Source organism: Dethiothermospora halolimnae, assembly GCF_037577855.1.
Classification (GTDB): domain Bacteria; phylum Bacillota; class Clostridia; order Tissierellales; family VENL01; genus Dethiothermospora; species Dethiothermospora halolimnae.
Genome location: NZ_JBAKFX010000004.1, coordinates 76776 through 101163 on the forward strand (window position 1 = coordinate 76776; position 24388 = coordinate 101163).

A 24388-nucleotide genomic window follows, 5' to 3' on the forward strand; every position below is an offset into this window, starting at 1 on the left:
GAAGCACCTGCTTCGGCAGAGAGGGGTAAATCAATGACAAATAATACAGTTTTAATTCTAGACTTTGGTGGGCAATATAGCCAGCTTATAGCAAGAAGAGTTAGGGAAGCTAATGTATATTGTGAAATAGTTCCCTATAGCTATAGTATAGATGAGATAAAAGAAAAAAATCCCAAGGGAATAATATTCTCAGGAGGACCCTCCAGTGTATATGGAGATAAGTCTCCAACATGTGATAAGGATATATTTAAGCTAGACATTCCTATCCTAGGAATATGTTATGGTGGACAACTAATGGCCCATATCTTCGGAGGTAAAGTAAATAGAGCTAAATCTAGGGAATATGGAAAGGCTGCCATTGAAATAGAGGATAGGGAAGGTATATTTAAAGACATAGATAATAAAAGTCTTTGCTGGATGAGTCATACCGATTATATAGAAGAGCCACCGGCAGATTTTATAGTCACTGCAAAAACTGAAAGTTGTCCTGTTGCTGCAATGAAAAATATAGAAAAAAAATTATATGCAGTTCAGTTCCATCCGGAGGTTGAACATACCCATCAAGGAAAAGATATGATTAAAAACTTCCTATATGAGGTATGTGAAATAGAACCAGATTGGGATATGGGAGATTTTGCAACAGAGACTATAGAAATGTTAAAGAAAAAAATAGGGGATAAGAAAGCATTATGTGCACTATCAGGGGGAGTAGATTCTTCAGTTGCAGCAGTACTTGTTCATAAAGCCATAGGAAAAAACTTAACCTGTGTATTTGTTGACCATGGTTTACTTAGGAAAGATGAAGGGGATCAGGTTGAAGAAGTATTTAAAGAAAAATTTGATATGAATCTCATTAGAGTTAATGCTCAAGATAGATTTTTAGGAAAACTAAAGGGAGTAACCGACCCAGAAAAGAAAAGAAAAATCATTGGAGAAGAGTTTATCAGAGTATTTGAAGAAGAAAAAGCTAAGTTAGGAGAAATAGATTATTTAGTTCAAGGTACCATATATCCCGATGTAATAGAAAGTGGTACCGATAGCGCAGAAGTTATAAAAAGTCATCATAATGTTGGAGGACTTCCAGAGGATGTGGACTTTGATTTAATTGAACCATTAAATCAATTATTTAAAGATGAGGTTAGGGAAGTGGGTAGGGAACTAAATATTCCCAGTGAAATAGTTGATAGACAGCCATTCCCTGGACCAGGTCTAGCTATTAGGGTTCTTGGAGAAATAACAGAGGAGAAATTAAATATAGTTAGGGAAGCTGATTATATTTTTAGAGATGAGATAAGAAAAGCTGGACTCCAAAAGGAAATATGGCAATACTTTGCTGCCCTTCCTAACATCAGAAGTGTTGGGGTAATGGGAGACGAAAGAACATATACCCATACCATAGCTCTTCGTGCTGTAACAAGTGTGGATGGAATGACATCTGATTGGGCAAGGATACCCTTTGAGGTGCTAGAGAAAGTATCAAATAAAATAGTAAATAATGTAGATGGGGTAAATAGGATTGTATATGATATTACATCTAAGCCACCGTCAACTATAGAGTGGGAATAAAAAAAGAGTAGGGACTCAATATATTGAGTCCCTACTCTTTTTATTTACCTGCATTCTGTACCTTCTTAGTTGTTGGGGGATTCGTAATCCCCCAAATCCTCTTTCCATTCAGCTAATACTTGTTCACAGGCTGCTATGGTTGCATTATTGGTCACTTCTTTTATTTCCCCTTTACCTATCCAATCATTACCTTGACTTGTATATAAACTCTCAAGCAAAGCCTCTAATTTTTCAATAGTATATTTAGGATCATTATTTCTTTGATAATTTAAGTTTGAATAAACATTATCAAAGGTAGTATTATACTTTTCTTTTTTGAATTCCTCTAAAAACATAGTATCGCCTCCAAATGTATTAAGTATTTATTATATTTTATTACATAAACTAATTACCCATCAATATAAAAAAATAAAATATAATTTATAATGAAAAAAAAAGGAATTAAGTAGCTATATGTCGAAATTAGTAGATAAAGATTTACATGGTACTATGGTACTATTTTTTAGGGAACATACAGTCTAAAAAAACTATAATTAATCAGTGTATAATATGTAATGAAAGAGAGGGATATTATGGAATTATTAGCTAACGGTGTTGCTAAAGTTTTATTGAAGTCTAGGAATATTGAAAACATATCAAATGAGATAATAGTATTAAAAGATGATATGACGAAGCTAGCAAAGGATAAGGAAAGGCATGATAATTACCCTAAAGAGCTAGAAGAGGTTTTGACTGTAACTAATAATATTGCAAGGGATATAGATAAAGTGATATATAATATTAAACAACTTACAGAGACAAGTAATACTTTTGCGTTAAGTAGGACAACTAAATTTAATAAAAATGTAGACTTTAAGCTTATGACTAAAGAAACAACGGATACTATTAATAGATGTTATAATGGAAATAGTGATGATACTTTAGGGGAAATAGCAAAAGCTATACTTAAAGTGATAAAATAAAAACTTATATATATAATAACCAAATCATATGTAACACATTAGGATATAATACAATGGATAATATTAATATCAATATATTATAATAATAATCAATATTTAAAAATCTACTTTTAACTTTTTCTAATAGTAATAGTGGAAAAAGAGAGAAAATACTCTTTAGAACTAAACCTTTATAAAAGGGAAGGGTCATAAATTTAACCATAATAGGGTTAGCTTCAGTGATAATATGAAATATGTTTATGCCTATAAAAGTCAACGAATAATCTAGTAATGTTAGAAAATAGATTAAAAATAAAAGTTTAATGGTATAGTATTGGTCTTTAGAAACTAAAAATAATTGTCCCATACTAAAACTCCTTTGATTTAATAGAAAACTTTGTTTTAGTATGTGTAAAAATCTTATTTTTAATACTAATATAATAAAAAGTATGTTTAAATCGTTAATATATTCATGATGGCTTTAAAGCCATATAATATATAACAATAATAAAATTATCCTTAGAAATATGGTCATTAGCATAATAGATCTTCTAGCAGAATACCTAAGGGCTTCAATGTATTGAAGCCCTACAAATAGTATATATTAAGTATTTTTCATAATATAGGGCCACCAGATCTCTGCACCCTGCACTCTGGACCTTGTACTTTACTTGCACGTCTAGTTATTGGGGGATTCGTAATCTCCCAACTCTTCTTTCCATTCAGCTAAAATATTTTGTGCTGCTGCTATTTTAGCCCTATCTGTTATATCATTAATTTTACTTCGACCTGTCCAATCATTACCTTCGATTTTATAAAAATTATTAAGCAATGATTTTAGATCATCAATCTTAAAATCTTCATCATTTTCTTTTTGATGTTTCAAATCATTATAGATTTTTTCAAAGATTTCATCATATTTTTGTTGTTCAAATTTTTTTAAAAACACTAAACAAATCCCTCCTATAATAATTAACATTCATTTCTTACCCCAAAAAAGTGGATTTAAATGTACTTCTAATAAAAATGCGGCATATTAATGGATTTCAATATAAAACACGAACATTAACAATAAATGTCCTGCAGAACATACATCAATAAGCAAAGTATAACAAAAATATAACAAAAATAATTCATTTTATACGTTGACACTTTATAAATAAATTGTTATTATTAGTACATAAATAAAAGTTACCCATATAGATTTCAGAATATGGCTGAAAAGTTTCTACCAAGGGACCGTAAATTCCTTGACTATGGGTGAAAGTGTATCTAGGGTTCCGGAGTGTTCCACTCGTCAGGTCCAAGCGATACAAACATTACAGATGTAATGTTACACCTTGGGGATAAAAGCCCGGAAGGATAGGTTTCACTTATAAGTGGAGTCTATCCTTTCGGGCTTTTTTTATTAAAGAAGAAAGGACTTAAATTAAAGAATAAATAATAGAGCATAAAGAATAAAGAATTTAAAGCAGAGAATAAATAATAAATAATAAAGAATAGATAAGGAAACCTTCGAATGAATTCGAAGCTACAAAATTTATTGTTAAGGAAGACCTAGTTGTTGGGGGATTCATAATCCCCTAAACTATAACAATCAAATTTTACGAACGAAGTGAGAAAAATAACCACATCTATTCTTTATTCTCTATTCTCTATTATCTAAATAAAAGGGGGCGGCGATATATGGATAAAAGGGTAAGAAGGTTATTTGTTGAAAAGAGGGGTGGTTTTGATGTTGAAGGGGAAAAACTTTATAAGGATTTTAAAGATTATTTAAATATAGAGGGATTAAAGAAAGTTAGGGTTATTAATAGATACGATGTTGAAGGAATCTCAGAAGAAGAGTATAAAAAGTCTATAAAAACCATTTTTTCAGAGCCTAATGTTGATATATTTTATGAAGAAGATATAAAAATAGATGAAAATTCTAAAATATTTGCCTATGAATATTTACCAGGCCAATATGATCAAAGGGCAGACTCAGCGGCCCAATGTATACAGATTTTAACTCAGAAAGAGAAGCCCATTATAAACTCAGCTAAAGTTATAGTATTAGAGGGGAATATATCTAATGATGATTTTGTAAAAATAAAAAATTATACTATAAACCCTGTGGACTCAAGGGAGGCAAGTTTAGATAAACCATCTACATTAATAGAGAAATTTGAAATACCGGAGGAAGTTATTACATTAGATGGTTTTATAGATAAAGATGAAAAAGGATTAAAACTTTTAAAAGAAGATATGGGCCTTGCTATGAGTTACGAAGATTTAAGATTGTGTCAGCAATACTTTAAAGATAAGGAAAAAAGGAATCCAACTATTACAGAAATCAAAGTTATAGACACATATTGGTCTGACCACTGTAGACATACCACGTTTTTAACAGAGATTGAAGAGGTTAAGTTTGAAGAAGGGGTCTATAATAAAGCTGTAGAAAGGGCCTTTAAGTCCTATCTAAGTTCTAGGGATTATGTTTATAAAGATAAGAAAAAAGATATGACTTTAATGGATATAGCCACAATAGAAATGAAGGAACAGAGAAAGAAGGGGATATTAGATAACTTAGATATTTCCGATGAAGTTAATGCATGTAGCATAAAGGTGGATGTTGATATAGATGGGGTTAAGGAACCATGGCTTATTATGTTTAAAAATGAAACCCATAACCATCCCACAGAAATAGAACCCTTTGGAGGGGCAGCAACCTGTTTAGGGGGAGCTATTAGAGACCCATTATCAGGAAGGTCCTATGTATATCAAGCCATGAGGGTATCGGGAAGTGGAGATCCCAGAAGGAAACTAACAGAGACATTACCAGGCAAACTTCCCCAAAGAAAAATAACCCAAGGTGCAGCCTTAGGATATAGCTCCTATGGAAATCAGATAGGTATAGCCACGGGGCATGTTTCAGAAATATATGATGAAGGATATGTTGCTAAAAGAATGGAAATAGGTGCAGTTATAGGGGCAGCTCCAGAGGAGAATGTTATTAGAAAAGAACCTAAAGATGGAGATGTTGTATTAATAGTAGGGGGAAGAACAGGAAGAGACGGATGTGGTGGTGCCACAGGATCATCTAAAATTCATACAGAGGAATCAATAACCAGTTGCGGAGCAGAAGTACAAAAGGGAAATCCCCCCACAGAAAGAAAGATACAAAGACTTTTTAGAAACTCTAAACTAAGTAAACTTATTAAAAGATGTAATGATTTTGGAGCCGGTGGAGTGGCTGTGGCCATAGGCGAGTTAGCTGATAGTTTAGATATTAACTTAGATAAGGTACCTAAAAAGTATAAAGGACTTGATGGAACAGAACTTGCCATATCGGAATCCCAAGAGAGGATGGCAGTTGTTATAGATAAAGAAAATCTTGATAAATTTAATAGTTACTGTGAAGATGAAAATCTAGAGGTAACTGTTGTAGCTAAGGTTACTTCCACAGGAAGACTTAAGATGAGTTGGAATGGAAAGGATATATTAGATATTAGTAGAGAATTTCTAGATACAAATGGAGCAAAACAAAAAACAGAAGTATTAGTAGGTGCTCCTGATGAAAATAATAACTATCTTGATAGATTACCTAAGATGATAGATAAAGGGAATAGGTGTATAAAGGATTTATGGTTAGAGAATTTACAGGATTTAAACAATGGTAGTCAAAAAGGCTTGGTAGAAAGATTTGATAGTACCATAGGAGGTAATACTGTACTAATGCCCTTTGGTGGAGAATATGAACTGACACCAACGGAGGGAATGGTTGCAAAGGTTCCAGTTTTAAATGGAGATACCAATACCTGTACAATTATGAGCCATGGTTTTGATCCTAAACTATCAAAATGGAGTCCATTTTATGGAGGGGTTTATTCAGTTGTTCATTCCATAGCTAAAGTTGTAGCTATGGGGGGAGATTATAGTAATGTAAGACTTACGTTACAAGAGTATTTTGAAAAGCTAGGAAAGGATAAAAGTAAATGGGGAAAACCCTTTAGCGCCCTTTTAGGTGCATTTGAAGCTCAAAAAGAACTTGATATTCCAGCTATTGGGGGAAAAGATAGTATGTCGGGAACATTTAAAGACATACATGTACCACCAACTCTAGTAAGTTTTGCAGTGGGAATAGGAAATGTGGAAGATATAATATCCCCAGAGTTTAAAGGGATAAATAATAATGTGGTCCTTATAACTATGGATAAAAGGGACGATGGAATGCCAAACTTTGATACTTTAAAGAAAAACTTTAAGGTAATCCATAAAGCTATTATAAATAAGAATGTTATATCAGCCCATACTGTGGGATATGGTGGAATGGCTTCAGCCATTAGCAAAATGACCTTTGGTAATAAAATAGGTGTTAACTTTGATAAAGATATGGATGTTAGTAGATTATTTAAGCCAGATTATGGTTCTATCATATTAGAAGTTAATAATAATGAAGACTTAGAGGATATATTTACTGATATAGATTATGTTAACTTAGGAAAAACAAATAATGAAAAGACTATAAACATTAATAATGAAAGAATAGATATAGATTTAGCTATTGATACTTGGTTAAAACCTTTAGATGGAATATTTAAACTAAATAATGAAAAAATTGATGATAAAGAAAAGATTATATATAAGGGAAAAGAGACTAAGAAAATAAAGTCTAAAATAAATATAGCAAAGCCAAGGGTATTTATTCCAGTTTTCCCAGGAACAAATTGCGAATATGATACTGAAAAGGCATTTAAAGTTGCCGGCGGTGCTGTGGATAGCTTTGTATTTAAAAACTTAACAGGAAATAACATAGAGGAATCAATAAATATGATGGTGAAAAAAATAAATAACTCCCAAATAATCGCATTACCAGGGGGCTTTAGTGCAGGGGATGAACCCGATGGATCTGGTAAATTTATTGCCACAGTATTTAGAAATCCAAGGATAAAAGAGGCGGTTATGGATTTATTAAATAATAGGGATGGACTTATCCTCGGAATTTGTAATGGATTTCAAGCCCTTATAAAACTTGGTTTAGTTCCCTTTGGGGAGATAAGGGATTTAGAGAGGGATGCACCGGCATTAACCTTTAATAAAATAGGTAGACATATTTCTTCTATAGCAAAAACTAAGATTGTATCAAATAAATCTCCTTGGTTAAGTAAAGTATCCGTTGGGGATATCCATACTATACCAATATCCCACGGCGAGGGAAGATTTATGGCCAATGAAAAATATATAGAAAAGATGAAAGCAAATGGACAGATTGCAACCCAATATGCCAGTCATAATCCCAATGGTTCTGTATATGCCATAGAAGGTATTACCAGTCCCGATGGTAGGGTATTTGGGAAAATGGCACATTCAGAAAGAAGGGGTAACTTATATAGAAATATCCCAGGGAACAATGATCAGAAGATATTTGAAGCAGGAATAGAGTACTATAAATAATACTCACAGCATATTGACAAAGTAAGCAAAAATGTCCGCCAGTCCTCGGATTTGGAAAATATATAGAAACGGTCGAAAATAGAATTCCAAACTCCCTACGGTCAAACAGTGGAATTCTAACGATTTTCTCCCTTATTCTATATTTTCACAAATCCTGCGGGATGGCTCCCATTTTTCCTTACTTTGTCCGAATATAATAGAGTATTATAAATGAATTCAAAGGAAATAGACCTAGATGATATAGAGGGGAATTCATTCCCCGGTATAATAATATGGATAAGGGGTGATTATGTGAATCCAAGGGCTATTAAGATAGGTATAATTGGTGGGGGTCAACTGGGTAAGATGTTAATACAGGAAGCAAAGAAAATGGATTTTACGGTTATAGTTTTAGATCCATCTAAAAATTCTCCCTGTAAGAAGATAGCTGATAAGCATATAGAAGGGGATCTTCATGATGAAGATAAAATAAAAGAACTTGTGAAAAAATGTGACGTTACAACCTTTGAGATAGAAAATATTAATACTGAAGTATTATCAAAACTGGAGGATAAAGGTCATAAAATATTTCCATCTCCTAAGATATTAGAAATCATAAAGGATAAATCTAAGCAAAAAGAATTTTTAGATAAAAACAATATACCCACATCTAAATGGGAACGAATAACCCATATAGAAAAGACAGCCAATAACTTAGGTATGCCCTTTGTACAGAAAGCATGTTGTGGGGGATATGACGGCAGAGGGGTTCAAGTTATTAATGGCCAGGATGATTTTAAGAATTCCTTAAAAGGGGATAGCTTTGGGGAAAAATATGTAGACTTTAAAAAGGAACTGGCGGTTATGGTTTCAAGGAATATCAATGGAGATATAAAATCTTTTCCCGTGGTGGAAATGGATTTTAATCATGGAGAAAATATTTGCGATACAATAATTGCCCCGGCTAAGGTTTCCAAGGATATAGAAAAAAGGGCTAAAAAGCTGGCTTTGGAATGTATAAAGGCCTTTGATGGTATAGGGGTATTTGGAGTTGAAATGTTTTTAACTAAAAATGATGAAATACTTATAAACGAAATAGCACCTAGGGTCCATAACTCGGGACACTATACAATAGAGTCCTGCACTACATCTCAATTTGAACAACATATTAGATGTATTTGTGGATTACCATTGGGGTCTACAGAATTAATATTGCCATCTGTAGTAACCAATATATTAGGAGAAGAAAATCAATATGGAGAGCCCTATTATAAGGGAATGACCGAAGCCCTTGAAATCCCAGGGGTAAATGTTCATATATATGGCAAAAGTGAAGTTAAACCCTTTAGGAAAATGGGCCATGTAACAGTTGTAGATAAAGATAGGGAGAGGGCCATAAAGAAGTCTAATGATGTGAAGAACATATTAAAAGCTATTAGTAAAAAGGGGGCTAATAATGAATAATAAATCAGTAGGTATAATAATGGGAAGTGATTCAGATTTACCTGTAATGCAGGAAGGAGCAAAGATATTAGATGATTTAGGAATAAATTATGAGTTAACAGTAGTTTCGGCCCATAGGACCCCAGAGAGATTAGTAGACTATGGAAAAACAGCAAGGGATAGGGGACTTGATGTTATTATAGCTGGGGCAGGGGGAGCAGCCCACCTTCCTGGGATGATAGCCTCTCTTTGTGAGATTCCTGTAATAGGGGTACCTATAAAGACATCTTCATTAAGTGGATTAGATTCCTTACTTTCGATTGTACAAATGCCCGGAGGAATTCCTGTGGCAACGGTTGCTATAAATGGAGCTAAAAATGCCGGAATTTTAGCTGCAGAAATGATCGGTATTAAAGATAACAGTGTAAGGGATAAGGTAGCAGAGTATAAAAAGGGATTAAGAAAAAAGGTTGAGGATATTGCTGATAAAGTAGAAGTTATGGGGTATGAAGAGTATTTAAAAGGGGGTAAAGCTTAAAATGAAAAGGGAAATGGTTTATGAGGGAAAGGCTAAAAAAGTTTTTAGAACTGATAATGGTGATAAATATATAGTTGAATATAAGGATGATGCAACGGCTTTTAATGGTGTGAAAAAGGGGACAATAGAAAAAAAGGGTATAATAAATAATAAAATGTCAGCTATACTGTTCTCTTTATTAGAAAAAGAAGGGATACCTACCCATTTTGAAGAACTTCTTGGAGAAAGGGAAATGCTTGTTAAATCGGTGGAAATAGTACCCCTAGAGGTTATTGCAAGAAATATTGCCGCTGGGTCATTGGCAAAAAGGTTAGGTTTAGAAGAGGGAACTAAAATGGACTCCACAGTTCTTGAATTTTGTTATAAAAAGGATGAACTAGGTGACCCAATGATTAATGAATATCATATAGAGGCAATAAATCTTGCAACTAAAGAGCAGGTAGAGACAATAAAAGACTATTCATTAAAAATTAATGATATACTTTGTAAGTTTTTTGATGAAAGAAATATAAAGCTTGTTGACTTTAAATTGGAGTTTGGAATTCATAAAGGGGAAATCATCTTAGCCGATGAGATTTCACCGGATACCTGTAGATTATGGGATAAAAAAAGTGATAAGAAACTAGATAAGGATAGATTTAGAAGGGATCTAGGAGATGTAGAAGAGGTATATGAAGAGGTATTAAATAGACTAGAAAATAATTAGAAGGGAGGGTCCATATGTACCAAGGAATAGAGCTTGATAAACTAAAGGAAGAATGTGGTGTTATTGGTATATATACAGAAGATAGTAATATTACCAATATGTTATGCTTTGGACTTTTAGCCCTTCAACATAGGGGTCAAGAAAGTGCCGGAGTAGCTGTAGCTAAGGATGGAGAAATAGATTACCACAAGGATATGGGACTTGTAACTGAAGTCTTTGATGATGATACTATAGAGTCATTAAATGGGAATATCGGTATAGGTCATGTAAGATACTCAACAACTGGGGAAAGTTATGCATATAATGCCCAACCCCTTGTTGTTCAATATAGAAAGGGTTCCTTTGCCTTAGCCCATAATGGAAATCTTGTAAATGCCGACACCATAAGGGATATGTTGGAAGAGGATGGCGTAGTATTTCAAACATCCATTGATAGTGAAGTTATTGCAAATTTAATAGCAAGGTATCACAAATTCGGAATAGAAAAGGCCATAAGAAAGGTTATGGAGATCCTAAAGGGTGCATTCGCCCTTTCTGTTATGACCGAAGATAAATTAATAGGAGTAAGGGATCCCCATGGATTGAGACCCCTATGTTTAGGTAAAATTGATGATGGATATGTTCTTGCTTCAGAAAGTTGTGCCCTAGATACCATAGGTGCAGAATTAGTAAGGGATATTGAACCGGGAGAAATAGTAGTAATAGATAAAAACGGAGTAAAGAGTATCCCATCAAATAAATGGTGTAAAAAAAATATGTGTATATTTGAACTTATATACTTTTCAAGACCCGATAGTGTGTTAGACGATATTAATATATATAATTTCCGTAAAAGAACAGGAAAGGTACTTGCAAAGGAATATCCAGTAGATGCCGATGTTGTTATATCCGTTCCCGATTCAGGAAATGCCGCAGCCATAGGATTTTCAGAAGGGTCTGGGATACCCTATGCTGAGGGGCTTATAAAAAATAGATATGTGGGAAGAACATTTATACAACCAAGCCAGGAACTAAGGGAACAGGGAGTAAGGCTTAAATTAAATGTATTAAAGGAAAATATAGAAGGGAAAAGGGTGGTCCTAGTGGACGACTCCATAGTAAGGGGTACCACAAGTAGAAGAATAGTAAATATGCTAAAAAAGGCTGGTGCTAAAGAAGTACATGTAAGGGTAAGCTCTCCTCCTGTTAAATACTCCTGCTACTTTGGTATAGACACACCAAATAGACAACACCTAATCGGAGCAGTTAAACCGGTAGAGGAAATAAAAGATATGATAAACGCCGATAGTCTAGGTTATATATCAATAAAAGGTTTAATTGAGTCAACTGGAAGGGAAGAAGGATATTGTTTAGCCTGTTTCAATGGAGACTATCCCATGGAAGTTCCGAAAAACAAAGAATAAAGAATAGAGAATAAAGAACTCAAAGGAAAGAATAAAGAATAAAGAATAGAGAATAAAGAATAAATAAGGAGATTTTACTCCCGATGGTCGCAAAATTTACTTATAATAAAAACAAAGTGGCCTCTGGCCACTTTGCACCATATCTATTCTCTATTCTTTATTCTCTATTATCTAAATAAAAGGGGGTAATATTATGTCAAAGTTAACATATAAAGATGCTGGGGTTGATGTTAAGGCCGGTTATAAGACTGTTAATTTAATAAAGGATCATGTTAAGAAAACCTTTACCGATGGAGTTGTATCGGATATCGGTGGATTTGGCGGTTTATTTAAACTTGATAAGGAAAAATATAAAGAGCCTATTTTAGTTTCTGGAACAGATGGGGTAGGTACTAAACTTAAGGTTGCTTTTATGACCGATAAACATGATACCATTGGGGAAGATTGCGTTGCAATGTGTGTAAACGATATATTATGCCAAGGGGCAGAACCATTATTTTTCCTTGATTATGTTGCCACAGGAAAATTAAAACCAGAAAAGGCATCGGAAATAGTAAAGGGAATATCCAATGGGTGTATAAAGGGGAGTTGTGCCCTTATAGGTGGAGAAACTGCTGAGATGCCTGGGTTATATAGTGATGGAGAATATGATGTGGCAGGTTTTACAGTGGGTATAGTAGATAAGGAAAAAATAATAGATGGATCTAAAATAACAGAAGGGGATATCCTTATTGGTCTTCCTTCAACAGGAGTTCACAGTAATGGTTTTTCCCTTGTAAGAAAGCTATTATTTGATATAAAGGGATACGATGTTAATGATTATATAGATGAGCTTGGTAAAACCCTAGGGGAAGAACTTTTAACCCCAACAAGGATATATACAGAACCATTGATTGATTTAGTAAATAAATTTGATATAAAGGGAATAAGTCATATAACAGGCGGAGGATTCTATGAAAATATTCCTAGAATGTTACCGGATAATGTTGATGCAATAGTACAAACTGAAAAAATAGATGAGCTTCCCATATTTAGTTTTATAAAAAAATTAGGAAATATTGATATAGATGAAATGTATAATACCTTTAATATGGGTGTAGGGATAGTTATGGCAGTTAGTAAAGATGATGTTGATGATATAACTGACTTTTTAGACAATAAAGATGAAGAGTACTACCTTATGGGTGAGATAGTAAAGGGTAAAGGAGATATAAAAATATGTCACCACTAAAAATCGCTGTTTTAATATCTGGAGGAGGAACCAATCTTCAAGCAATAATAGACAGCATAAAAAATGGTTATATAAATGGAAAAATAGAAGTGGTTGTATCTAATAAGAAAGAAGCCTATGGACTAGTCAGAGCTGAGAAAAATAATATAGATAATATATATATAAATAGGAAAGAGTTTTCAAACGACATAGAGTATAATAATAAAATAATATCTGAGCTTAAAAAGCGAAATATAAACTTAGTAGTATTAGCAGGATATTTAAAAATATTGTCAGAAGAATTTATAGATGAATTTGAAAATAAAATAATAAACATTCATCCTTCTTTAATACCTAGCTTCTGCGGTAAAGGATATTATGGAAGAAAAGTCCACGAAGAAGTATTAAAAAGGGGAGTAAAAATAACCGGTGCCACAGTCCACTATGTAGACAAAGGTACCGACACAGGGCCAATAATAATCCAAGAATCGGTGAGGGTCGAAGACGATGACGATGTAGATAGTCTTCAGAAGAAGGTTTTGGAGGTTGAACATGAAATCCTTATAAAGGCAATTAAAATTAAAGAAGAAAGTTAAAAGTAAAGAATAAAGAATAGAGAATAAAGAATAGATAAGGAAACCTTCGAATGAATTCGAAGCTACAGATTCTATTATGTAGGGGCTGAATATATTCAGCCTTCCGCCCTGGTAAGTGGCGGGAATGAGCCGAAAATAAAATTGATTTAAAAAATAAAAGTAACTAATAACCAAAAACTAAGAAATACTACATTTATAATTTAAAATTTACAATTTAAAATTCCGAAGCCATGCTTCGGCCAAGGGGGTTTTCAAATTGAAAAGAGCATTAATTAGTGTATATGATAAAACTGGTATTGTTGAATTTACAAAGGAATTAGTAACCCTAGGGTGGGATATTATCTCAACTGGGGGAACGAAAAGGATATTAAAGGAAAATGGTATAGATGTTTCTGATGTTTCTAATATAACAGGGTTTCCTGAATGTTTCGATGGAAGGGTAAAAACACTACATCCCAAAATACATGGTGGGCTTTTATATTTAAGGGATAACAAAGAACATACTGAAAGATTAGAAGAGTTAGATATACCTCCAATAGACATGGTTGTTAACAATCTATATCCATTTAAAGAAACAATATTAAAAGAAGATGTTACCCATGAAGAAATAATAGAAAATATAGATATAGGAGGCCCGTCAATGTTGAGGGCTGCTGCTAAAAACTATAGATTTGTAACTGTTATATCGGACCCAACAGATTATCACAAAGTATTAGAAGAACTTAAAAATAATAAAGAAACAACTGAAAAAACTAGGGAATATTTAGCTGCTAAGGTTTTCCTTCATACAAGTAATTACGACACCCTTATATCAAATTATTTTATGAAAAAAACAAATGTAGAATTACCGGAAACCATGACCTTAACATTTGAGAAAAAACAAAATCTGAGATATGGAGAAAATCCCCATCAAAAAGCTGCATATTATACATCTATAAAGGATACAGAGGGAACTTTATCAGATGCTGTAAAACTCCATGGAAAAGAATTGTCATTTAACAATATAAACGATACAAATGGAGCCCTTGAGATACTAAAAGAATATGAAGAACCAACAGTGGTGGCAGTAAAACATGGTAATCCTTCAGGAGTAGGTAGCGGAGAAAATATCTACGAGGCTTATAAAAAGGCCTATGAATGTGACAAAGTATCGATATTTGGAGGAATAATAGTATCAAATGGTGAAGTAGGTGAAAAGACGGCTAAATTGATAAATGAAATATTTATAGAAGTAGTTGTGGCACCATCATATAGTGAAAAGGCCTTAGAAATACTTAAAAGTAAAAAGAATATAAGGATATTAAAACTTGATAATATAAGTAAAAATGATTATAAAGACTATAATATTAAGAAAGTATTAGGTGGACTACTGGTTCAAGAGAGGGATATAAAGCTATTAGATGATGAGCTAAAGATAGTAACAGATAAAAAGCCAACGGATAAAGAAATGGAAGATTTATTATTTGCTTGGAAGGCAGTAAAGAACACCAAATCAAATGCAATAGTTTTAGCCAAAGATAAGGGAACAGTGGCCGTTGGACCAGGACAGGTGAGTAGAATATGGGCCCTTGAAAACGCAATAAAACAAGGGGAAGATAGAATAAAGGGAAGTGTTATGGCATCAGATGCATATTTTCCATTTAAAGACTGTGTAGAAGAAGCCCACAAAGCAGGAGTAACAGCAATAATCCAACCGGGAGGCTCCATTAGAGATGAAGAATCAATTGAAGCTGCTAATAAGTATGGCATAGCCATGGTGTTTACGGGAGTTAGACACTTTAAACATTAACTTTTGAAACAAAGAATAAAGAATAGAGAATAAAGAATAGATAAGGTTATTTTACTCCCTCTGGTCGTAAAATTTAAATTTGTAGGGACGGATTAAAGAAGAGTGGGTAAAGAAGAAAGAAGAATTTTAAAAGCAAAGAATAAATGATGAAGAATAGAGAATAAATAATGAAACCTTTGAATGAATTCGAAGCTACGTTATATTAAAGAGAAATGGATAAATAAGAAAACTAAAAACATAGGGACAAGGCAAGCTCTGTCTGAAGAGAGACATTAAACTAATGATAATGAAATTGTTTCGACTTTTTAATTTGACGATTTAGGAGAAATAAAGGAAATTTCCTGGGAAATATGGAAAAGATAAAGAATAAAGAATGGAGAATAAAGAATAGATAGGGAGATTTTACTCGCTTCATTGGTAAAATTATAATAAGAACAAAGTGGCCTCTAGCCACTTTGCACCATATCTATTCTCTATTCTTTATTCTCTATTCTCTAACAAAACGGGGGTGTTATAAAATGAAAATCTTAGTAATCGGTTCTGGTGCTAGGGAACATGCTATTGTTTGGAAGATATCAAAGAGCGATAAGGTATCAAATATATATTGTGCTCCTGGAAATGGGGGTATAAGGGATCTAGCAGAATGTGTAGATATAAAGCCAGAAAATATAGAGGGGCTTTTAAACTTTGTTAAGGAAAAAGACATAGATATGACAGTTGTTGGTCCAGAAGTTCCACTAGTGAAGGGAATAGTAGATAGATTTGAAGAAGAAGACCTCAAAATATTTGGTCCAAATAAGGCTTGTTCTTTATTAGAAGGAAGTAAAATATATGCAAAAAACTTTATGGAAAAGTATTCTATACCTACAGCTAAATATGAAACCTATAGTGACTTTAATAGTGCATTAAAGGGGTTAGAGGATTTTAATTATCCTTTAGTTATTAAAGCGGATGGTTTGGCAGCTGGAAAAGGTGTACTAATATGTGATAAAAAAGAAGATGCTGTATTAGGTTTAGAAAATATGATGAAAAATAAAAAGTTTGGAGAATCGGGAAGTAACATAGTTATAGAGGAATTTTTAGATGGAATAGAATTGTCCCTATTATGTTTTGTTTCAAATAATAAAATAATACCTATGGAAAGTGCCAAGGACTATAAAAAGGCATTTGATGGAGACGAGGGACTTAATACCGGTGGAATGGGGTGTTTTTCACCTAATATAATATTCAAAAGAGAAATTCTAGAAGAAATAAAAAGGGATGTTATTAATAATATAGAAAATGGACTAAATAGTGAAGGTCTTAATTATAATGGGGTTTTATTTATAGGATTTATGATAACAGAAAATGGACCTAAGGTATTAGAATTTAATGTAAGAATGGGAGATCCTGAAACTGAGGTTGTATTACCTAGACTTGAAAGTGATATAATAGACATATTTACAAAAACACTAGATGAAGAATTAACTAGTGATGACTTAAAATGGAGTGATAAAAAATCCATGTGTGTAATACTAGCATCAGGGGGGTATCCAGAAAAGTATGAAAAGGGTAAAACTATAGCAGGATTAGATAATGTTGATGATGATATAATAGTATTTCATGCAGGAACAAAATATGAAGATGGAGATATAGTTACCAATGGGGGAAGGGTTATGGCTGTAACGACATTGGGAGAAAATTTAGATGATGTTAGAAAAAAAGTTTATGATAATATAGAAAAGATAAATTATGACAAGAAATTTTACAGGACAGATATAGGAAAGGTAAAAATAAAGAATAGAGAATAAAGAATGAAGAATAGATAAGGAAACCTTCGACTGAAGTCGAAGCTAGTTAGAATAAAAAACACTGAAGAATAGATAATGTAGATATTTGCCGTAGGCAAATATCTATTTTTTTTATTTAATATTGGCTTTAGAGTTATTTCTATTGGATACTTGGATTTTAAAGAAGTTTGGAATTTCATTTATATTAATGTCTGGGGTAATATCCTCTGAAAAATAATCTTGTTTATTGTTAATATTACTGGTATTATATATTTCAAAACGAATAAGTCCACTTATAGTATCCATTTTTTTAGCCATAGTAGAACACATAAAATCACCCCTTTAAATGAATAGTTGCTATAAAGATTCTAATTTTTAACTAATGTCAAATTAAACTGTTGGAGGATTTATAATCCCCCAACTAATCTGTAAATGTCCCTAGTATATAATATGCAATATAAAGGGAATGAATGACAAATTTTTAGAAAAAATTTATCACTCTAAAAGCCCGGTTCTACCAGTCTTTTCAAAGACTTCAGGTATACCATTTATTCCCCTTTTTTCTGTTTTTTCATTGGTTTCCACTGAAAATCTCATGGAATCTATTGCATCCACATCCCGTTGCATATTCCAAGGGAAAACAACGGCATTTATCTGATTTTTTATGACAGGATATTTGTGGGAATTGTAAGTTTCTAAAATAATATCCATTCCATTCTTACTTCTTGGAGTTTTGTTATTATTTATCAACTATTCCCCTCCTTTAGGGATAACAATTTTAATATAAATAAAAATCCCTTAAAAATATTGTTTACATTCTCTTAAATAATTATTAAAATTAATATAAACTAGGTTATAATAAAGATAGATATTAATTTAATATTTTGGTGTAATACATATATTTAAGTTAAATGGAAAATTTTAATTTATTATGATAAGCTAAATATTGTGGGGGTGAAAACTTGAATTATACTTCTAAAGTAAAGGATGAACATATTGATGAATTATTTGAAGCAATACTTAAATTAGATGATATGAACGAATGTTATAGATTTTTTGAAGATATTTGTACAATAAAGGAATTAAAATCTATTGCTCAGAGATTACAGGTGGCTAAATTGCTTAGAAAACATAAAACATATAACGAAATTGAAGAAAAAACCGGAGCAAGTACAGCAACCATTAGTAGAATAAATAGAGCATTAAACTATGGAGCAGATGGTTATAATTTGGTACTTGATAAATTAGAAGAATAATACATTAAATTAATTGACAGTTGACAATTTAAGGTAATTTCATTCCCTTTGGTCGTAAAATATCAATTCAAATCGGCTTCAGCCGATTTGTACCTTTAATTATCAATTGTCCATTGTCAACTGTCAATTAAAAAAGCGGTCAAAGACCGCTTTTTTAAAAATCCTCTTGACAAAATCCCCTTTTAGAAGACTTGATAAACTTTATAAAGTCCCTTTCACAGGGGCTTAATTCTGTATTTTTCATATATGCTACAGAAAAATCCGATACTATTTGTAGTTCTTCTATTACAATTTCTTTAAGGGTACCATTATATAACTCCCTTTTAACTGACATTTCTGGAATAAAAGCCATTCCCTTGCCTGCTATTACAGAGGATTTTATAGCCTCCATAGAATTTAACTCATATACGATATTTAAATCATTTGAGCTTATACCATGTTTATTTAGGTCTTCTTCTATAGTGTACCTAGTTCCAGAACCCTTTTCCCTAAATATAAGGGGTAAATTAATAAGTTCACTAATGGATATTTTGTCCTTTACAAGGGGTAATGATGTAACTAAGACTAGATTATCGGAAGTGATTTTTTGGATATTTAATTGAGGTGATTCCACGTTGCTGTGGATAATACCTATATTTACAGTCCTATTTATTAAATTTTGAATAACATCTTTAGTATTAGAAATCTGCAAGTTAATATCCACATTTTCATTATCCTGTTTATAGACATATATACTACAGGGAAGTGCATATTCACCTATAGCTTTACAGGCACCTATTGATAATTGTCTTTTATTTGTTTTTAGGTTTTCTAAATCCCTTTCAAGATTATCCTTTAGAGAAAGAATTGTATCTGAATAGTTAAATACTATTTTTCCCGCTTCTGTTAGTTCTACTCCCCTATTACTTCTGTTTAAAAGACTTACCTGCAACTCCCTTTCTAAGGATTGTATTTGCATACTAAGTCCCGGTTGGGTTAAATGGAGTTTTTTTGCTGCCTTAGATATACTGTTGGATTTAACCGTTGTGTAAAAAGCCTTTAAATAATCTATATTCATAATATCACCCTAACTAATTAAGTTTAAAATGTTAAATTAATTATACCATGGGATTGTTTAAAAATCATGGATAGATATATTTTAAACAATCATAAAGCAATTTAACCATTATATAACAATTAATTAAGATCAATATAACATTAGTAATTTATACTACTTAATGTAAAACATAAAACATAAAGGAAGGGTTGATTAAATGGATATTAAAAAGTATTTATCAAAAGGGATTATAGCAGTACTATTTTTAGCATTAATATTTTCAAGTTTCACAATAACAAGTAATGATATAACAAAGGGTAATGTTGTAGAAGCATCGGGAGAAAAGTCTCCTAAATATGTGTTTTATTTTGTTGGAGATGGATTAGGGGCATCCCAAAGACAGTTCGCTGAAATTTTTTTACAAGAGAAGACAGGAGATAAGTCAAAGAAGTTATTAATAAATAGTTTACCAGTGGCAGGTATAAATACTACATATTCCTCAGATAGTTTAATAACAGATTCAGCCGCTGCAGGAACTGCCCTTGCCACAGGGCATAAGACTAATAATAAGGTCATATCCCAAACTCCAGATGGAAGGGATTTAAAAACTTTAGTTGAAGGGGCAGAAGAAAAGGGAATGGCAACGGGAATTATTACATCCACTAGGCTTACCCATGCTACCCCTGCAACCTTTGCTTCCCATAACGAAAGTAGATACAATGCAAATGAAATAGCAGAAGAATATTTAGATAGTGGAGTTGAATTTTTTGCAGGTGGTGGATATAGACATTTTGTACCAGAGGGGTGGAAATGGGGTAAATCAAAGAGGGAAGACAGCAGAAATTTACTGGAAGAATTTAGCCAAAAGGGATATAAAGTATTTGAAAGTGATAATAAGACAGAGGATTTTAGAAACTATATTCCTAATAAAGAAGATAAGGTTATAGCAACATTTGACTATAGTCATCTTCCCTATGAAATAGATAGGGTAAATGATAACAAAACTCCAAGTTTAGCAGAGATAACCCAAAAAGGTATTGATGTTTTATCTAAGTATAAAGATGGTTTCTTTATGATGGTTGAAGGTGGAAGGATAGACCATGCCTGTCATGCCAATGATCCAGTTGGTGCCATCCATGATACCCTTGCCTTTGATAATGCTGTTAAAAAGGCATATGATTTCTATAAAAAACATCCCAAGGAAACACTAATAGTTGTTGTTGGAGACCATGAAACCGGTGGTATGGGATTAGGATTTGGAAATGGTTATTTCTTAGATATGAAACCCCTTTTAAATGCCAAAGTATCCATAGCTGACACAGTTATGGGAGCATATACAAATCAATTTGATAATGATAGAGAAAAATACTTGAAGTATATAAGTGAAAAATTACGTTTAAATGACCTAACTGAAAGTGAAAAATCTGAAATAGAAAAGGCAATGGATATCGTTGATAATAAAGATGAAGAAAGGGCAAAGGTATATGGAGGATATGATCCCGTAGGAATGGCAACGGCCCATGTGGTATCTGAAAGAGCAAATATCCAGTGGACAACATATGCCCATTCAGGAACTCAAATACCAATGTCAGCTGTGGGAGTGGGAGCTGAAAATTTCAGTGGATATAAAGATAACACTGAGATAGCTAAGACTATGGCTAGGTTATTAAGTATTACATTAGATTAAATATATTTAGGGCTTGGATATATCCAAGCCCTAAATATATTAGTTAAATAGGAAAGGGGTATTTACCATGAAAAAGGCTAGACCTATTTTAATTATAATTGCTATTATAGTATTTATTATGGGGGTTTTTATTTATACAGACAATGAAAAGCAAGAAACTAATAAAAATATATCTGAAGTAAAAGGAAGAGTTTTAGAGGTTAATAATAATGAAGTGGTCCAATCGGGATTATCTAGAATAGGTCATCAAGATATAAAGGTTGAAATCTTAGAAGGAAAATATAGGGGGAAAATAATAGATGGATATAGTAACCTAATTGGGAAGTTAGATATTGATACCTTTGTTGAAAGGGATGATAAGATTATTATTGCAATTATGGAGAAGGATAATGAGATAAGGGATGCAGTGGTGGTGGAACACTATAGAAAAGACTGGCTTCTTGCTATGTTTGGAATATTTGTATTTTGCTTAATAGTTTATGCAAAGTTTGTGGGGATTAAAGCCCTATTTTCATTTGTTGCAAGTCTATTTATAATATGGAAATTCCTAGTTCCAGGGCTTTTAGCAGGAAAAAATCCATTGGTATTATCGGTATTAATATTAATGTTATTATCGGGGATAATAATCTTTTCTATTGCCGGTTTTACCAAGAAGGGATTTTCCGCATTTATAGGTACTATTATAGGACTTTTAATAACAATAGTTATAACAGTTTTCTTTGGGGAAAAATTAGGACTAAATGGTATGACAGCACCCTTTTCGGAAACCCTTGTTTTTAGTGGGCATTTAGATTTAAATATGAAGCATATACTATATGCAGCAATAATAATAGGGGCATCGGGGGCTGCTATGGATATAGCCATGGATGTATCGGCATCTATGGCAGAAATAAAAATAAAAAAGCCAGATATAACCACAAAGGAACTAATACAATCGGGATTTAATATAGGAAGGGCAGTAATAGGAACTATGACAACCACATTATTGTTAGCCTATTCGGGAGGATATTTAACACTCCTTATGTTATTTATGACTAAAAATTCTAGTTTTGTTAGAATTATAAACCTAAAAATAGTTGCAGCGGAAATAATGAGAACGGTGGTGGGGAGCATAGGTCTAGTACTGGTGGCCCCAATAACGGCTATATTTGCAGGATGGATACTTCAAAGGGAGTTTAAGATAAGGAAAGAAGTTTCTACACGGTACTTTCTCTTTTAATTGACAATATAAACCAAAGTTGCCTAGGCAACTTTGGTTTATATCCTTTCTCTTTCCTCATAATGGGTATGTAAAAGCCTATGGGCAGTTTCATTAAAGGGTTCTCCTATATATTTTTCATAGAGTTCTAAGACTTCTTTATTTTCATGGGATTTTCTAATCTTTTTATTTCTATCCTCTTTATAGATAGCCTCTTGACGTTTCTTTACTATTTCAGCATTTCCATGGTGATAGGGTTGACCTCCACCACCGATACAACCTCCAGGACAAGCCATTATTTCTATAGCGTGATATTCAGACTTTCCTTCCCTTATTTCTTCTAAAAGTTTTCTAGCATTACCTAGTCCGTGGGCTATCCCTATGTTTAAACTTTTATCCCCTATTTCAACCGTTGCTTTACGTAATCCATCAAATCCCCTTAACTGATGGAACTCAACATCTTCTAGCTCTTCATTTGTTATCCATTCATATGCTGTTCTTACTGCGGCTTCTATAACTCCTCCTGTTGTACCAAAGATAACTGATGCTCCAGTGGTTTCTCCTAAAGGTTTATCAAACTCACTATCGGAAAGACCTACAAAGTCAATACCCGCTTCTTTAATCATGGCACCTAGTTCCCTAGTTGTTACAACTATATCCACATTATTATGCTCATCCTTTGTAAGTTCCGGTCTTTTAGCTTCTGCTTTTTTTGCAATACAGGGCATTATTGAAACTACTACGATATTATCAGGATCTAACTCATTTTTTTCTGCATAATATGTTTTAGCTATTGTACCAAACATTATATGGGGAGATTTACATGTAGATGGTACATCTAAAAGTTCTGGGAATTGGTGCTCTATAAACTTAACCCAAGCAGGACAACAACTTGTAAGCATGGGAAGGGTCTTATTATTTTCTAGGCGATATATAAGTTCAGAGGCTTCCTCCATAATGGTAAGGTCAGCTCCGAAGTCAGTATCAAATACTCCATCAAAACCCATTTCCCTAAGGGCGGTAACCATTTTTCCAGTAACCAGGGTTCCAGCCTCCATGCCAAATAGTTCACCTAAAGCAGTTCTAATGGCTGGAGCAGTTTGAACCACAACATGCTTATCGGGATCATTTATTGCTTCCCAGACCTTGTCTGTATGATTAACCTCTGTTAATGCAGCGGTGGGACATACTTGAACACATTGACCACAGTAGGTACAGGATGATTCCACCATGGGCATATTAAAGGCGGGACCTACAAAGGACTCAAACCCTCTACCAATACCTGATAATATACCACAGGTTTGAACTTCATTACACATGGTTTCGCAACGTCTACAATATATACACTTATTGGCATCCTTGACTATGGCATCACTGGATAGATCCTTGGGATAATCCATTCGTTCCCCTTCCCATTTTATTTCCCTAACACCTAGTTCAGCTGCTAGGGATTGGAGTTCACAATCGGTATTTTTAGGACATGTAAAACATTCATTTGGATGGTTAGAAAGCAATAGTTCAACGGCCATTCTTCTAGCTCTAATAGCTCTAGGAGTATGGGTTTTAACTTCCATGCCGTCATTTACCTTAGTAACGCATGCTGGAACAAGGGTATTTCTACCGGAAACCTCAACCATACAAACCCTACAGGAAGCTGTTTTATTAACCATCTTAAAATCATGTAAATCAAGATGGCATAAAGTTGGTATCTTAACCCCTACCTGTTGAGATGCTTCTAATATAGTTATTCCTTCTTTTACTTTTATTTCTTTATCATTTACTTTAAAATTAATTAGTTTTCCCTTTTCAACCATAATATCACCTCACTTATATTA

The 24388-nt window shown here is 33.0% G+C and carries 21 protein-coding genes and 1 riboswitch; of the genes, 14 read left to right on the forward strand and 7 right to left on the reverse strand.

The genetic code is table 11. From position 1 onward, the window contains the following. Positions 1–33 precede the first annotated feature (33 nt). Positions 34–1566: a glutamine-hydrolyzing GMP synthase gene (guaA, locus tag V6137_RS02685; protein ID WP_425446340.1), complete on the forward strand. Its 1533-nt coding sequence runs from the start codon at positions 34–36 to the stop codon at positions 1564–1566. 65 nt (positions 1567–1631) lie between these two features. Here guaA and V6137_RS02690 read toward each other — a convergent pair whose 3' ends face one another. After that, a complete protein-coding gene (locus V6137_RS02690) occupies positions 1632–1901 on the reverse strand; it encodes a hypothetical protein (RefSeq protein ID WP_425446341.1) in 270 nt (89 codons plus the stop codon). Between the two features lie 237 nt (positions 1902–2138). Between V6137_RS02690 and V6137_RS02695 the strand changes: the two genes are divergently transcribed. Then, positions 2139–2528: a hypothetical protein gene (locus V6137_RS02695; protein WP_425446342.1), complete on the forward strand. Its 390-nt coding sequence runs from the start codon at positions 2139–2141 to the stop codon at positions 2526–2528. A gap of 4 nt (positions 2529–2532) precedes the next feature. Here the strand turns inward: V6137_RS02695 and V6137_RS02700 are convergent, their stop codons facing one another. Together V6137_RS02700 and V6137_RS02705 are read right to left on the reverse strand one after the other, a co-directional pair. Beyond that, positions 2533–2874 (reverse strand): DUF5658 family protein, encoded by a 342-nt coding sequence (locus V6137_RS02700; RefSeq protein ID WP_425446343.1) that lies wholly within the window; start codon positions 2872–2874, stop codon positions 2533–2535. 312 nt (positions 2875–3186) lie between these two features. Then, positions 3187–3456 carry a hypothetical protein gene (locus tag V6137_RS02705; RefSeq protein WP_425446344.1) on the reverse strand — a complete coding sequence of 90 codons (270 nt, stop codon included), beginning with the start codon at positions 3454–3456 and terminating at the stop codon, positions 3187–3189. Between the two features lie 226 nt (positions 3457–3682). After that, a riboswitch (purine riboswitch) is annotated at positions 3683–3784 on the forward strand. A gap of 409 nt (positions 3785–4193) precedes the next feature. Here V6137_RS02705 and V6137_RS02710 point away from each other — a divergent pair. From V6137_RS02710 to purD, 9 genes are all read left to right on the forward strand, one after another. After that, positions 4194–7943 (forward strand): phosphoribosylformylglycinamidine synthase, encoded by a 3750-nt coding sequence (locus V6137_RS02710; protein WP_425446345.1) that lies wholly within the window; start codon positions 4194–4196, stop codon positions 7941–7943. Between the two features lie 210 nt (positions 7944–8153). Continuing rightward, positions 8154–9386, forward strand: a complete 1233-nt coding sequence (locus tag V6137_RS02715; RefSeq protein WP_425446346.1) for a 5-(carboxyamino)imidazole ribonucleotide synthase — start codon at positions 8154–8156, stop codon at positions 9384–9386. Continuing rightward, complete coding sequence (gene purE, locus V6137_RS02720) at positions 9379–9903, forward strand: 5-(carboxyamino)imidazole ribonucleotide mutase (RefSeq protein ID WP_425446347.1); 525 nt, start codon at positions 9379–9381, stop codon at positions 9901–9903. Before V6137_RS02715 ends, purE begins: the two co-directional genes overlap by 8 nt. Position 9904: 1 nt before the next feature. Beyond that, the gene (gene purC, locus V6137_RS02725) at positions 9905–10609 is read left to right on the forward strand and encodes a phosphoribosylaminoimidazolesuccinocarboxamide synthase (protein ID WP_425446348.1); all 705 of its coding nucleotides are present in this window, start codon (positions 9905–9907) and stop codon (positions 10607–10609) included. A 14-nt stretch (positions 10610–10623) separates the two neighbouring features. Continuing rightward, a complete protein-coding gene (purF, locus tag V6137_RS02730; RefSeq protein ID WP_425446349.1) occupies positions 10624–12012 on the forward strand; it encodes an amidophosphoribosyltransferase in 1389 nt (462 codons plus the stop codon). Between the two features lie 193 nt (positions 12013–12205). Further along, positions 12206–13243 (forward strand): phosphoribosylformylglycinamidine cyclo-ligase, encoded by a 1038-nt coding sequence (gene purM, locus V6137_RS02735; protein WP_425446350.1) that lies wholly within the window; start codon positions 12206–12208, stop codon positions 13241–13243. Then, positions 13231–13818: a phosphoribosylglycinamide formyltransferase gene (gene purN, locus V6137_RS02740; RefSeq protein ID WP_425446351.1), complete on the forward strand. Its 588-nt coding sequence runs from the start codon at positions 13231–13233 to the stop codon at positions 13816–13818. The genes purM and purN overlap by 13 nt, the downstream gene beginning before the upstream one ends. 256 nt (positions 13819–14074) lie before the next feature. Next, positions 14075–15607, forward strand: a complete 1533-nt coding sequence (purH, locus tag V6137_RS02745; RefSeq protein WP_425446352.1) for a bifunctional phosphoribosylaminoimidazolecarboxamide formyltransferase/IMP cyclohydrolase — start codon at positions 14075–14077, stop codon at positions 15605–15607. A gap of 518 nt (positions 15608–16125) precedes the next feature. Then, complete coding sequence (gene purD, locus V6137_RS02750; RefSeq protein ID WP_425446353.1) at positions 16126–17397, forward strand: phosphoribosylamine--glycine ligase; 1272 nt, start codon at positions 16126–16128, stop codon at positions 17395–17397. 111 nt (positions 17398–17508) lie between these two features. Here purD and V6137_RS02755 read toward each other — a convergent pair whose 3' ends face one another. Further along, the gene (locus V6137_RS02755; protein WP_425446354.1) at positions 17509–17706 is read right to left on the reverse strand and encodes a hypothetical protein; all 198 of its coding nucleotides are present in this window, start codon (positions 17704–17706) and stop codon (positions 17509–17511) included. A 165-nt stretch (positions 17707–17871) separates the two neighbouring features. After that, on the reverse strand, positions 17872–18126 hold the full coding sequence (locus V6137_RS02760; protein WP_425446355.1) for a hypothetical protein: 255 nt from the start codon (positions 18124–18126) through the stop codon (positions 17872–17874). A 212-nt stretch (positions 18127–18338) separates the two neighbouring features. On the opposite strand from V6137_RS02760, the gene V6137_RS02765 reads away from it, so the two are divergent. After that, a complete protein-coding gene (locus V6137_RS02765; protein WP_425446356.1) occupies positions 18339–18632 on the forward strand; it encodes a YerC/YecD family TrpR-related protein in 294 nt (97 codons plus the stop codon). Positions 18633–18786: 154 nt separating this feature from the next. Here V6137_RS02765 and V6137_RS02770 read toward each other — a convergent pair whose 3' ends face one another. Continuing rightward, on the reverse strand, positions 18787–19689 hold the full coding sequence (locus V6137_RS02770; RefSeq protein ID WP_425446357.1) for a LysR substrate-binding domain-containing protein: 903 nt from the start codon (positions 19687–19689) through the stop codon (positions 18787–18789). A gap of 196 nt (positions 19690–19885) precedes the next feature. Here V6137_RS02770 and V6137_RS02775 point away from each other — a divergent pair, with 196 nt between their 5' ends. After that, positions 19886–21355 carry an alkaline phosphatase gene (locus V6137_RS02775; protein WP_425446358.1) on the forward strand — a complete coding sequence of 490 codons (1470 nt, stop codon included), beginning with the start codon at positions 19886–19888 and terminating at the stop codon, positions 21353–21355. Positions 21356–21422: 67 nt separating this feature from the next. After that, positions 21423–22574 carry a YibE/F family protein gene (locus V6137_RS02780; protein ID WP_425446359.1) on the forward strand — a complete coding sequence of 384 codons (1152 nt, stop codon included), beginning with the start codon at positions 21423–21425 and terminating at the stop codon, positions 22572–22574. A 38-nt stretch (positions 22575–22612) separates the two neighbouring features. Here V6137_RS02780 and V6137_RS02785 read toward each other — a convergent pair whose 3' ends face one another. After that, positions 22613–24367, reverse strand: a complete 1755-nt coding sequence (locus V6137_RS02785) for an NADH-dependent [FeFe] hydrogenase, group A6 (RefSeq protein WP_425446360.1) — start codon at positions 24365–24367, stop codon at positions 22613–22615. Between the last annotated feature and the right edge of the window lie 21 nt (positions 24368–24388).

Excerpts from the sequence above, each read along its gene's own strand:
- guaA (WP_425446340.1), top strand. The coding sequence starts at position 34 with ATGACAAATAATACAGTTTTAATTCTAGACTTTGGTGGGCAATATAGC.
- V6137_RS02690 (WP_425446341.1), bottom strand. The coding sequence starts at position 1,901 with ATGTTTTTAGAGGAATTCAAAAAAGAAAAGTATAATACTACCTTTGAT.
- V6137_RS02695 (WP_425446342.1), top strand. The coding sequence starts at position 2,139 with ATGGAATTATTAGCTAACGGTGTTGCTAAAGTTTTATTGAAGTCTAGG.
- V6137_RS02700 (WP_425446343.1), bottom strand. The coding sequence starts at position 2,874 with ATGGGACAATTATTTTTAGTTTCTAAAGACCAATACTATACCATTAAA.
- V6137_RS02710 (WP_425446345.1), top strand. The coding sequence starts at position 4,194 with ATGGATAAAAGGGTAAGAAGGTTATTTGTTGAAAAGAGGGGTGGTTTT.
- V6137_RS02715 (WP_425446346.1), top strand. The coding sequence starts at position 8,154 with ATGAATTCAAAGGAAATAGACCTAGATGATATAGAGGGGAATTCATTC.
- purE (WP_425446347.1), top strand. The coding sequence starts at position 9,379 with ATGAATAATAAATCAGTAGGTATAATAATGGGAAGTGATTCAGATTTA.
- purC (WP_425446348.1), top strand. The coding sequence starts at position 9,905 with ATGAAAAGGGAAATGGTTTATGAGGGAAAGGCTAAAAAAGTTTTTAGA.
- purF (WP_425446349.1), top strand. The coding sequence starts at position 10,624 with ATGTACCAAGGAATAGAGCTTGATAAACTAAAGGAAGAATGTGGTGTT.
- purM (WP_425446350.1), top strand. The coding sequence starts at position 12,206 with ATGTCAAAGTTAACATATAAAGATGCTGGGGTTGATGTTAAGGCCGGT.
- purN (WP_425446351.1), top strand. The coding sequence starts at position 13,231 with ATGTCACCACTAAAAATCGCTGTTTTAATATCTGGAGGAGGAACCAAT.
- purD (WP_425446353.1), top strand. The coding sequence starts at position 16,126 with ATGAAAATCTTAGTAATCGGTTCTGGTGCTAGGGAACATGCTATTGTT.
- V6137_RS02755 (WP_425446354.1), bottom strand. The coding sequence starts at position 17,706 with ATGTGTTCTACTATGGCTAAAAAAATGGATACTATAAGTGGACTTATT.
- V6137_RS02770 (WP_425446357.1), bottom strand. The coding sequence starts at position 19,689 with ATGAATATAGATTATTTAAAGGCTTTTTACACAACGGTTAAATCCAAC.
- V6137_RS02775 (WP_425446358.1), top strand. The coding sequence starts at position 19,886 with ATGGATATTAAAAAGTATTTATCAAAAGGGATTATAGCAGTACTATTT.
- V6137_RS02780 (WP_425446359.1), top strand. The coding sequence starts at position 21,423 with ATGAAAAAGGCTAGACCTATTTTAATTATAATTGCTATTATAGTATTT.
- V6137_RS02785 (WP_425446360.1), bottom strand. The coding sequence starts at position 24,367 with ATGGTTGAAAAGGGAAAACTAATTAATTTTAAAGTAAATGATAAAGAA.